General features: G+C 39.5%; 12 protein-coding genes and 1 riboswitch. Of the genes, 1 reads left to right on the top strand and 11 read right to left on the bottom strand.

The genetic code is table 11. From position 1 onward, the window contains the following. Positions 1 to 57 precede the first annotated feature (57 nt). From ACOSV2_RS20495 to ACOSV2_RS20445, 11 genes are all read right to left on the bottom strand, one after another. A complete protein-coding gene (locus ACOSV2_RS20495; protein WP_428974255.1) occupies positions 58 to 819 on the bottom strand; it encodes a Nif3-like dinuclear metal center hexameric protein in 762 nt (253 codons plus the stop codon). 65 nt (positions 820 to 884) lie between these two features. Then, on the bottom strand, positions 885 to 1820 hold the full coding sequence (locus tag ACOSV2_RS20490; protein WP_428976676.1) for an alpha/beta hydrolase: 936 nt from the start codon (positions 1818 to 1820) through the stop codon (positions 885 to 887). A gap of 264 nt (positions 1821 to 2084) precedes the next feature. Continuing rightward, positions 2085 to 2387 (bottom strand): hypothetical protein, encoded by a 303-nt coding sequence (locus ACOSV2_RS20485; RefSeq protein WP_428976675.1) that lies wholly within the window; start codon positions 2385 to 2387, stop codon positions 2085 to 2087. A 43-nt stretch (positions 2388 to 2430) separates the two neighbouring features. Then, positions 2431 to 3702, bottom strand: coding sequence for a PucR family transcriptional regulator (locus tag ACOSV2_RS20480; protein ID WP_428976674.1), 1272 nt, complete (start codon positions 3700 to 3702; stop codon positions 2431 to 2433). A gap of 106 nt (positions 3703 to 3808) precedes the next feature. Further along, positions 3809 to 5440 (bottom strand): L-glutamate gamma-semialdehyde dehydrogenase, encoded by a 1632-nt coding sequence (gene pruA / locus ACOSV2_RS20475; RefSeq protein ID WP_428976673.1) that lies wholly within the window; start codon positions 5438 to 5440, stop codon positions 3809 to 3811. A 39-nt stretch (positions 5441 to 5479) separates the two neighbouring features. Then, complete coding sequence (locus tag ACOSV2_RS20470; protein ID WP_427600449.1) at positions 5480 to 6397, bottom strand: proline dehydrogenase family protein; 918 nt, start codon at positions 6395 to 6397, stop codon at positions 5480 to 5482. A gap of 310 nt (positions 6398 to 6707) precedes the next feature. Continuing rightward, positions 6708 to 7214, bottom strand: a complete 507-nt coding sequence (locus ACOSV2_RS20465; RefSeq protein WP_428976672.1) for an MgtC/SapB family protein — start codon at positions 7212 to 7214, stop codon at positions 6708 to 6710. Between the two features lie 443 nt (positions 7215 to 7657). After that, positions 7658 to 7756, bottom strand: coding sequence for a spore germination protein (locus ACOSV2_RS20460; protein ID WP_428976685.1), 99 nt, complete (start codon positions 7754 to 7756; stop codon positions 7658 to 7660). Further along, complete coding sequence (locus ACOSV2_RS20455; RefSeq protein ID WP_428976671.1) at positions 7710 to 8357, bottom strand: spore germination protein; 648 nt, start codon at positions 8355 to 8357, stop codon at positions 7710 to 7712. Before ACOSV2_RS20455 ends, ACOSV2_RS20460 begins: the two co-directional genes overlap by 47 nt. Positions 8358 to 9002: 645 nt before the next feature. Continuing rightward, the gene (locus tag ACOSV2_RS20450; protein WP_428976670.1) at positions 9003 to 9833 is read right to left on the bottom strand and encodes a methyl-accepting chemotaxis protein; all 831 of its coding nucleotides are present in this window, start codon (positions 9831 to 9833) and stop codon (positions 9003 to 9005) included. Positions 9834 to 9947: 114 nt separating this feature from the next. Then, positions 9948 to 10032: riboswitch (cyclic di-GMP riboswitch) on the bottom strand. Between the two features lie 151 nt (positions 10033 to 10183). Beyond that, on the bottom strand, positions 10184 to 10762 hold the full coding sequence (locus ACOSV2_RS20445; RefSeq protein ID WP_428976669.1) for a GNAT family N-acetyltransferase: 579 nt from the start codon (positions 10760 to 10762) through the stop codon (positions 10184 to 10186). 261 nt (positions 10763 to 11023) lie between these two features. Here ACOSV2_RS20445 and ACOSV2_RS20440 point away from each other — a divergent pair, with 261 nt between their 5' ends. Continuing rightward, positions 11024 to 11770, top strand: coding sequence for a DUF2087 domain-containing protein (locus tag ACOSV2_RS20440; protein ID WP_428976668.1), 747 nt, complete (start codon positions 11024 to 11026; stop codon positions 11768 to 11770). Positions 11771 to 11780 lie beyond the last annotated feature (10 nt).

The raw sequence follows: 11780 nt of genomic DNA, 5'->3' as shown, positions 1-11780 counted from the left end.
GTTATTGCCCCCGTTTGTTTAAGTACAATACTTCACAAAGTCGGAAAAAAATAAAAATCATTTATGATTGAACTCAAAGTGCTCTTCCTTTAACTTAACAAGTTTAATGTCTTTATCTAAATTCTGGAGTTTATTTGCTAGACTTTCTACACCGAATATCTCTGTAAAAGTGTGACTGCCAACTAAAAGATTAATCCCTACAAATTGAGCATATTGAATAGTGTACAAGGTTGCTTCTCCTGTTATATAGGTATCACAACCTTCTTCAACTGCTATTTTTAGATGGTTTGAAGAATGCCCTGCACCTGTTAACACTCCAACCTTCTTTACTTTCTTAACATTATTCCTCCAAGCTCTAACTGGCTCCTCTAACTCATCTCTCATTTTTTGAACAAGAAAGTTAAAATCAATAGGCTCGCTAAATTCTCCTATACCAGGAACATCCCCATTATCATAAACCGAGTATTTAATAATCTTATCTATACCAACAACATTCATAAGAGAAGTACAGGTGCCAAATTCACTAAAGTCTAAAGGACCGTGTATCCAGAAGTGACTAATATTATGCTCTTGTAATTTCTTTAGGCATTCCTTTCTTAATCCATAAATAAAATCCCAGGCATCGTGATGAGTAACCATCAAATCCACATTGTTCGACGCAGCTTTTTCAATTGTTTCGATAGATAAATTTGTAGAATATCCAATTGTTGAAATCGAATTATTCGACTTATTAGTAAAACCGTAATCGTCATCAAGTTCTTCTAATAACTCTTCATCAAAGAGTTTTTTAATATGCTGTTCGAACTGCTCTAAGTTCATTATTTTCCCCCTAAGTTAATTTTTCATTAAACTATACTGCCTCGTTTATGGAGTACCATAGGGAGCTACTTTTGTAATAATGGCACACTATCTATCCGTTGAACCATATTATGTACACATTCAATAACCAAATCCGGTCGATCGAGGAACACAGAATGTCCTGAATTACTCGCAAGAATTAATTCACCTTTGATAGACAATATACTCTGGTTGGTGATTAGTTCTTCCCATTTCTCTTCGAATTCTATTAACTCCCCTTCAGGTATTCCATTTTTTGATTCAGATTCAATAGTATATTCCTTATCCCGTCCAATAACGATTAATGGAAGGTCAGGAAAATCGCCTAGACTCATAATAACTTCTGCGTCTATAGTCCATTCCTTAATCTCTGATGCCATCGCTTTATATAATAAAGGATTTGCTTGAAAGTCCAGCAATTTTTGTTGAATTGCCTTTGGAAATTGACGGTGTTTTTCATTAAGTGAAGGTTTAATTATTTCCAATAATTCTTGTTTATCCTTTGTTGAATAATCCAAGCTTTTTTCAATCCACAATTCATCTGAGTCTTGATTTAAAACTGGTAAATCAAGCTTTTCTAATTCTTTTAATTCAACAGAGGTCGAGTCAACTAATATCACTCCGGCCACTTTTTCTGGATGAACTTTTGCGAAGTGTTGAACACACAGGCCACCATAAGAATGTCCAATTAAATAAAACGGCTCTTCGATTTGAAAGTGATTGAGTATTTCAGCTAAATCACTTACAGTTGATGCAGTGTTTTGGATTCCATCCCCAAGCTCACTTTGCCCTAGTCCCTGGCGATGAAACGTTAGGACTCTATAGGTTTCACTTAAAGTTTCTATTACTTCATACCACTCCTCAAAAGAGCAGCCCATTCCTGTCAAAATAATAACAATTGGACCTTTTTCTCCTTTATTCAAAACATCAATATAACTGTTATTTATTTTTATAAGTTGATTAATCCTTCTCAATCCTTTCACTCTAATCACTTAATACCAATTATTTCAAATGTTTGATATTTGGGCAATACTCTTTTTCCATTAAATGGCCCTTTAACGGCATAACAACCTGCAAACCATGGAGGATTCTTATTCTACTTTTTGGCTTTCAGGTAGAATTGTAGAAAGGGAAAGGTAGAAACGGAACCGTCCCCTCTCTACACACTCTACAAATGAAAAAATGAAAAAAGCGGTTGCTATATAGCAACCGCTTGAATTATTAACACTCTGTAACTTGAACGTGGATTAAAACATTTCATCATAATATTTCTTTGGATCCGATATGTTATTTGACACAAAAAACGCTGCCTGGCTCTTAAACATCTCAATATAAGATTCGCGATCCATAGCCAATTCTTTTAACTCATCAACGCTTCCCTCAATACTGACTGTATCTGTAGCCAAATCTACAAGTACCGTCATATAGATAATCTTATTGTATGAAACGGTTCTTGTTACTTGTTTCTTTGTTAAATCGACCTTAGTAAATTGGTTCTTCACACCTGGTGGTTTAAATAAGGTATATCCTACATTTAAATCCTTCTTCACAATACATACCCCATTGAAATAATTTTTTACCAGGCTATGATGTTCAAATCCCCTTCAAAGCATCCTTATACCGCTGATAATAAGCCTCCACATTATTCAACAACAACAACTCCGTATACAAATACACCTTCATATTAAAATCATTAAAATCAATCGCAGTCAGTTCCTGTATCTTCTTGATCCGATAATTCAACGTATTCGGATGGATGAACAGTTCATTGGCGGTCTGTTTCCCCTTCCCATCATTCGCCAGATACACCTCAAGTGTCTTAAGAAGATCTGTCTGCTTCTTCACATCATTCTTAATCAATACCAACAAGTCATCACTGTAATAGTCCTTTGATGTGTTTTTCTCATAGAGCGTTGGCAAGTAACGATAAATACCCAACTGAGCAAATTCCCGCGGCATTGATTCTGGACGCGGACTGATGAAGTTAGCCGTTTCAATGACTTCCGACGCTTCCAAGAAGCTCTTTCTCATTTGATATAACGTGGTGTACTCCTTCCCGATCCCGATCAGGAAGTGGTAGAATTCTTCTTCCCCTGTTTGTTCTTTCACCTTTTCGACTAGATCTCTGGCTAGTTCCAGGGAGGAAGATGGTGTGTCTGCTTTGCCGTAGAGAACGAGGATCACCTGGAATTCCGTTCGGAGTGAATAAATCTTTGTGTTGAAGCTGGATTCCTGGACCAGCTTCTCCAATTGGTCGAGCATAGGCTTATAGTCCGACGATGCGATCGAGTATACCGCTACCGTGAACCGTTCAGGCAGGGTCAGCTTGACGAGGGATGCATCATGGCGGAGCTGGCTTTCACTTCCGTATTCGTGCTGCAGGAGATGCCATAGTACTTCTTCTTTTCTGTCCTTTTTGATATTGACTTTTGCGTACATATCATTGATCAGGTTTCCAAGATGAGCGGAGATTTCTTCAAGGAAAGCGAGCTCTTCATTTTCGAGAAGACGGTTGGATTCCTGAACCCAAATATATCCCATCGTGTTTCCCAGGTACTTGGCTGCAACGACGACGCGCTGGTGAAATCCTAACTCTTCCATCGCCTGTACCCGGATCGGATCCGTATGTTTCTCGAGCTGGTGGACGATGCCCTCTTTTTTCAGTCGATCGATGATGAAGACCGGACATTTTTTCGTGAGGATTGTCTTTAGCTGTGTTTGATCGAACTTATTCGAAGAGGAACTGTATGAAATCAGTTCGAAATTTTTGTTTTCAATGATGACGGGATTGCCTAATTTTGAGCTGATCAATTCCGTCGCTTTATGAATGTCTTCTGTTTGGAGGATGATATCAAGTGCTTCCATAGGAATCTTACCTTTCCACGAGTGTTTGTGATTCCTATTATAGCGTTAAATCCCCGAATAAAAAATGAAAAGCTCCCCCTGATCGGGAGAGCTCATCGTGTTCGATTTATTCCTCATCCATAAATGGATAGGTAATGTCTGTTGTTGGCGCAAAGTTTTCTTTGATGATACGAGGACTGGTCCAGCGAATCATGTTGAAGATTGAGCCTGCTTTATCGTTTGTACCAGAACCGCGTGAACCGCCGAATGGTTGTTGGTTGATCACGGCACCCGTTGGTTTATCGTTGATGTAGAAGTTACCAGCTGCACCGGAAAGACGGCGTTCCAAGTGCATGATCGCTTCACGGTCTTGTGCAAAGATTGCACCCGTTAAGGCATACATGGAAGCAGTATCCACTGAAGTCAGTGTTTCTTCTAATTGTTCGTTTTCATATACATAGATCGTTAATACAGGTCCGAAAATTTCTTCGGTCATCGTTTTGAAGTTTGGATTCGTTGTCACGATGACAGTCGGTTGAACGAAGTATCCAACAGAATCATCATACGTACCACCGGCAATGATTTCAGCTTCTTCAGAATCAGCCGCATAGTCGATGTAGCTTGTGATGGAATCAAAGGCAGCTTTGTCAATGACCGCACCCATGAAGTTCCTGAAGTCTCTGACATCCCCTACTTTAAGCTTCGCCGTTTCTTCCACGACACCATTTTTCACTTCTTCCCACATGCTTGCTGGGATATAGGCACGTGAAGCTGCTGAACATTTTTGACCTTGGTATTCGAATGCACCACGAACAAGTGCAGCGACTACTTTGTCTGCTTGTGCCGTTTCGTGAGCGAAGACAAAGTCTTTACCGCCTGTTTCCCCAACTAAACGAGGATACGATTTGTAGTTTGTGATGTTTTCCCCGACTGTTTTCCAAATCGTCTGGAACACGCTTGTTGATCCAGTGAAGTGGAATCCGGACATGCGTGGGTCTGTTAATACGACTTCTGACACTTGTGAACCACGAGAAGGGACGAAGTTAATAACGCCTTTTGGTAGTCCAGCTTCTTCTAAAATACGCATAAAGTAGTAGTTTGATAGTATAGCCGTTGTTGCCGGTTTCCAAACGACCACGTTCCCCATAATAGCAGGAGCAGACGGTAAGTTTCCACCGATCGCTGTGAAGTTAAATGGAGAGATCGCTAGTACGAAACCATCTAATGCACGGTATTCTAAACGATTCCAGATGTTTTTCATGCTGTCCGGCTGCATTTGATAGATTTGGTTCGCATAATCAACGCCAAAGCGTAAGAAGTCTGCTAATTCTTGTGCCGCATCAATTTCCGTTTGGTACGCTGTTTTGGATTGACCTAACATCGTTGCAGCATTGATGACATCACGGTATGGACCAGAAATTAAGTCAGCCGCTTTCAAGAAGATGGATGCTCTGTGTTGCCATGGCATATTGGACCATGATTCTTTCGCAGCCATTGCCGCTTCCACTGCATCGCGCAGCTCTTTTTCACCAGCTTGGGAGAAGTTAGCCAACACATGTTTGTGATCATGTGGCATCACCACTTGCTTCACTGTATCTGTCTTGATTTCCTCTCCATTGATGATGACCGGGATCTCAACCTCGAGACCAGCTTGGCGCTCTAATTCAGCTTTTAGCGTTTCTCTTTCTTTCGTACCTGGGGCATATGTATTACCAGGCTCATTTGTAGGTGTTGGGATGTTGTAAATTCCGTTACTCATTCTCTTCACGTTCCTTTCTGATTTCATTCTGTCTGGATGTTACTTGCTGAAAATTCCTTTTAATGCGAATGCGATGTTTGCCGGCCGTTCCGCCAGACGTCGCATGAAATACCCGAACCAGTCCTCGCCATATGGCAGGTAAATACGGACGGTATATCCTTTTTCTAATAATTCGGATTGCAGTTGGTTCCGCATTCCGTAAAGCATTTGGAACTCGAAGCGGTCATTCGGGATATTGTGTTCTTTCACTAATCCGATGGTGTAATCGATAATCGCTTCATCATGGCTTGCGATCGCTGTATAATGGCCGTTCAAGAGCTGCTTCTTGATGAGATGCTTCAGATTGTCATCCACCTTTTTCTTCTCCTGGAACGCCACTTTACCCGATTCATTATATGCACCCTTCACAAGCCTCAAATAAGGGGAACACTGATTGAGATCATCCACATCCTTCTCTGAAACATAGAGATAAGATTGGATCACCGTCCCCACATTGTCGTACTTTTGACAGAGCTTCTTGTAAACGTCAAGGATGGCATGGCACCTCGAGGAATCCTCCATATCGAGAGTGACCGTGATTCCGCTTTCTTTTGCCTTCGCAAGAATCAACTCCATACTTTCCATGACAAGATCTTGACTGATATCCAATCCCAGGGAAGTCAGCTTGACAGAGATTTCAGTCTCCAGCCCATGATAGGCAATGGCACTGATACTCTCAATACATCGTTGTACATTCTCCCGCACCACCTCTGTGGAATCGACGAACTCACCAAGATGATCGACCGTAACCTGGAATCCCTCTTCGTTCAATTGCGTAATCAATGGAATCGCCTGTGCAAAGGTTTCTCCCCCTACAAGCTTATTAGCCCCAAATCTTGATCCCCACCGTTTGGCCATCTTATCCAACGCCTTATTGTGAGAAAGAAACAAGAAAAAACGCTTACTGATTGCTTCCATGATTACAACACCTCCTTATAGTGACTGTTACCTCAAGTGCAGGGTGATTAAACGAAGAAATGTAAATCTTAAGTAAATTATAGCGAGAATCAATGACACGAAACAACGTGCTAACAACACAAACATTTCAGTGCTGATTTATGGTGTAAACACAAAAGGGGAGATGTTGAATAGGTAATCAAATGAAAAAACAACGAGCTTAAACGTGGAAACTGCATCCGAATTATAGGGTTAAGTATCCCTGTAACATTACTCATATCCCCATCAAGCAGTTGTTGATCATTCACACCTATCCATTTCACCCCTACATTTATTCCTCTTTCTCATCATTTTTCTTCCGCAGCTTCGGCAGGCTCATCGCCTTGAGCTCCCGTTCTTCAAAGAAGTTTCCGATCCTCGTCATGATGAACGTGACAATGGTGGCGAAAATGACAATGGAATAAAATCCTGCTCCAATGCCGATTCCGATACCACCCACGTAGAAAATCATCGCAGCGGAAGTGAGGCCTTTCACCCGCAGTCCATCTTTCAGGATCACACCTGCGCCTAAGAAGCCAAGCCCTGATACAATTTGGGCAGCAAGACGGAGTGGATCCATCATTTTTCCGCTATCCGGTTGACTGAGCATCTCTGCGCCTTCGATTGAGACGATCGTGATCAATGTACATGCCACCGATACGTATGTATACGTTTTTAAACCGGCTGGCTTATTTTTTGATGACCGGTCCCATCCAATGATGAATCCCAACACCGCACTCACTACAATCCTGAAGTAAATATCATGCTGCCAGAAAAAATCCGTTAATTCATTTATCATGCGGCATCCTCCTTAAATAAAAAAGAGACCCCTCCACGAAACGAATGCAGATTTTCTCCGCTTATTATGAAAAATCATACCGTTCGCTTCATAAGTGTCTCTACTATACCTTCTATCAGGATTCATTTCTAAGAATATTCTTTTTATCGTACACCCATTTTTCACTCTTTTCAATGAGTAAAGTAAAATTTCTGTAAAATGCCGGTTTTCGCAGAACTAGCCATCATTTCTTTATTGCCGTGCTAACATTCATCCCAATTTAGCGAAACTATGAGAAGAGAAAAATAATAAACGTCCAGCATCCCAATAAAAAGACTGGATAAAATGACCGTGATCTATAATTGTGCCCAGACCCTCAGTCCATTAATTCTCCACCGTGCCAAGGGTCAATACTTGCACATTGCTACAATCACTCACCATCTTCAATATAAGTATGCTTGCTATTAGTAAGCTTGTAAATCTTCTCTATAAAATGTATCCTTCAATTCCTGCATCTTAAAAGGAATGATAGGTGAAAGATAAGGAACACCGACCGATTTCAGACTCACCATATACAAAATTAGAATGGTTGTCCCAAACGTCAATTCGTTCTGAATGTCTTACCCGGGAAAAAATAGACCTTGGCTTTCCTTCTAATACATCCTCCAATACTCTTTCACTAAGGACATACTTTAAGGTAAGACTATTTAGCCTGTTCTTAACTTCCTTTAAAATCCCTTTATCGACAGTACCTTCAATATATAAGATTGAAACAGATGTTGGTGAAGTGGAACCAATTTCTACTGTTTCCACACACAAATCCGGGGTCTTTAATGAACCTCTTAACAGATTGATATTTGTTTTCATCTTTTCTGTTAATCCAATTTGCGTACCTCTTACCGAACGTTCTCCGATTGACGCTTCGACGCTTCTTTCTGCCCACTTGGGAGATGGTATAATGATGCCTTCTCGAAACCCGTCAATTAATAAGACAGTGCTTCCTTGTACGATGGCATCGGTCAATTCTTGATACTGAGTTGTCGTTTTCACATCTGCCGATTCAACTATTCTTTCAATGATTTGATCGATGAGTGATTCATTAAAACCTTCAGTCTCGAATGGTTCTAATAAGCTTGACCACAAAATCCTGAATAACATCTGCATCGATAATTCCGTCCAAATAGACAATATTCATTTCAAGGGAACCTTCGCAGCCAGAAGGCTATATATTTCTTACGATAAGGTCAGAAGTATCGTGAAAGGTATTCTTTATATTTTCTATATTTTCTTTTAGGCACATTCACATTGCTATTTTTAGCATCCTTTATCCTCCATAAAAGTTAAAGAATAAAATGAGAATAGGGTAACAATCTCTATAAGAAAGAGAAGCACATAGTTAGATAAACTCTGTGCTTTTTTGCATGCTATTTAAAGTATTCTTTTCGTTATGAATAATCCCATTGAGAAAGACATTCACCTTTTGAAAAAAGAAATAAAATAAGGAAAATGATTAGTTCAATAAATAAAAAATATCCCAACCTCATGCTATACACGAAGTAAACCTTAACGTGAAGGATGATTCGGATGATATGAAAGATAAGGATACAAAAGAGCAATACAATGACGATATTCACAAGTCTATCTCTGTTTCGATACATAGACAGAGTGGGGACGGTTCCGTCTTAACCTTTCCCTTACGACCGTCCCCGGTTTGCATGAGTTGCATTTAAAGAGCCTATTTAACCATAGTGGTTCGGAACACGCTCTTTATATTCTCCTAATATGTAACACAGAACCCATTACCTACACTTACTCTTTATTTGTAGTAAGTTTTTCTAACTTGTTAATGGTTTGATCAATTTCATTTTTAGATTCTGTAACAATTCTTTGTAAGTCTTCTGAAATTTGATTAACTTTTATTAGTTCATTTGTAATATTTTCAATGTTAGCATTAACCTCTTTAATGGCATTATTAGCATTCACAGAGAGCTTCCTCACTTCCTGGGCTACTACATTGAACCCTCTCCCGTGTTCACCCGCTCTGGCTGCTTCAATCGCCGCATTTAAAGAAAGCAAGTTTGTTTGAGAAGAAATATTTTTTATCGATTTCGACGTTTCATCAATTAATTTAATTTGTTCTTTTAAAGACTCTAATGCTTCAACTTTTTCATTAGAATTGTCCATAACTGAGTTAACTAGATTATTCGGCATGCTCTTTAATTGGGAAATGATCTCTATCGTTGTATTTTCCCTTTTTGTAATGTCTGTGGCAATTTTCAGGACTGCATGGACAGAACCCTTTTCATCTAAAATAGGAATATATGTTGCTTCCAGCCAAAGTTTGTTTCCCTGTTTATCAACTCTTTCAATTTTTTCTTGAGATTTTTTCCCTTTCCGGAGGTTGTCCCACAACACTGTATATTCTTTGCTTTGGCTATATTCCATCGTGCAGAACTGTTTGTGATCCATCCCTTGCATTTCCTGTACCCGGTAATTCATTGCATCGGCGAAGTTATTATTTACCCAAATTACCTTCCTGTCTAAGGAGAACTCTATCATAGCCAAATTTGTTTCAAGAGCTAATAGAACATCCTTTATATCTAAAACTTGGGTGCTTGCCTTACTAGTTAATTGGTTCATATACGTATCCCCTTCTTTTGAACATTTGCTTATGTACTCCATTATTCATTCATCTTTAGGTTTCTGGGCATAGAAAGTAACGTTCTATAATAAAAAAAGCTAATCAAACAGTAAAGTTCAATTAGCCGGTTGCGCTAGTTGCTCCCCGATTATCCAAGCGCCCACATACAGATAACCATTCATCGCATCTAAATTAATATATTTAATATATCGACACATTCAAAAAAATATTTAGACTACAAATAGGTGAAGAAATAGATATTGGTAATTATGGATACAGTGGGGACGGTTCCGTCTATACTAGATTCCCGAAAAGTAGAGTAAGAACCGTCCCGGTTTGCACAGACACTCTAAGATGTCATTCCAAACGTGCCTCTTTTCCGGACAGTCTTGAATCCTATACGTTCATAAAGCTTTATGGCTCCGGGATTGTTTTGATTCACGTGGAGGACGACGGATTTCATACCATCTTGTCGGAGGTCTTCTAAGCATTTACAAGTCAATACAGCAGCGATCCCTTTTCCCCGCCACTCCTTAATCACACCCACTTGAATGATATACCCGATTGTATCAGTCTCATGATCGGTTGCAATGAAACCTACCGCCTGGTCATTGACAGTTACGATATAGGACCGTTCCGGTAGAAAATCAGAACCGGACGATATCCACTCCACCCACTTCTCCCCGGGCCACCCTGGAAAACCGGGACGGTCCTTGAATGAAGCCTCGTAAACTTCATAAAATCGCTCTTTCAATGACGCTGACCAACTTTTGAAAATAAATGGAAATGGTGTTTCGATTTTAGGGATGTCCGTTAAGGAGTGTTCCATCACATATTCTTGGAATACCAACTCATAGCCCTTTTGTTGGTATTCCTGAATGATATCATCTGTTATGTTTTCACATTTAATGTTCGTCACGTTGTTCATCTATTTCTGTCTCCGTTCCATTCAATTTAGAGATTTACATACCTTGATAATCTGAAGATACCACGCCCTTTGCATCTGGTCTACGCTTTTAGGTAATCTGCTGATTGATCTATTTGGAGACTGTGATCAATGGTTGGTCTTTAACATTCTATTTGACAAAAAACAAACAATTTTATATTATGTTTATAAAATAACAAACATATTTAAATTTCGTTTATATAAAAATTGCGCAAAAGATAAAAGAATAGGATGTGTTAAGGAATGGAGCTTTCCAACTTGTTTTGGAGTGCCTCTTTGGAAGAAATGAAAAGAGGTTTTATCGAAGAAGAAGATTCCTTTATTTGTCTTATGTGCGGAGAGATCCTTGAAAAAGGCATGGTCTATCCTTACGAAGATAAATTTTACCTCGCTGAAAAATATATGGGTGTTCACATTGAACGTACGCACCTGTCCGTATTCGATTATTTAATTGGAATGGATAAAAAGCTCACGGGTCTGACCGATCACCAAAAACGTTTATTGACCCTCTTTTATCAAGGGAAAAATGATAAAGAAATCAAAGAAGAACTGGATATCGGAAGTGCGTCCACTATCCGGCATCACCGGTTTGCTTTAAAAGAGAAGGAGCGTCAAGCCAAGACCTTCCTGACCATGATGGAATTGCTGAAAGAAAAAGACGAAAATGCCCCGACGTTTGTACCTGTTCATAAAACAGCCACCATGGTGGACGAACGGTACAATATTACACAGACCGAACAGGAGCAAATCGTAAGTAAGTACTTCTCTGACGGGGCATTGACGAAATTCCCCCCAAAGGAAAAGCAAAGGCTGGTCATTCTTCGTGAGATTTCGAAACAGTTGAAGAAAGACGATATGTACGATGAAAAAGAATTAAATCATGTATTAAAAGACATTTATGACGATTATGTGCTTATCAGAAGATATCTCATTGAATATGGGTTTATAGACCGTAAATCCGACGGGAGCAAGTACTGGTTAAAGAAGTAAAGAACTAACA

This window comes from Rossellomorea sp. DUT-2 (genome assembly GCF_052665285.1).
The sequence above is the reverse complement of the archived record's forward strand: the minus strand, read 5'-3'. Positions and strand labels throughout refer to the sequence as shown.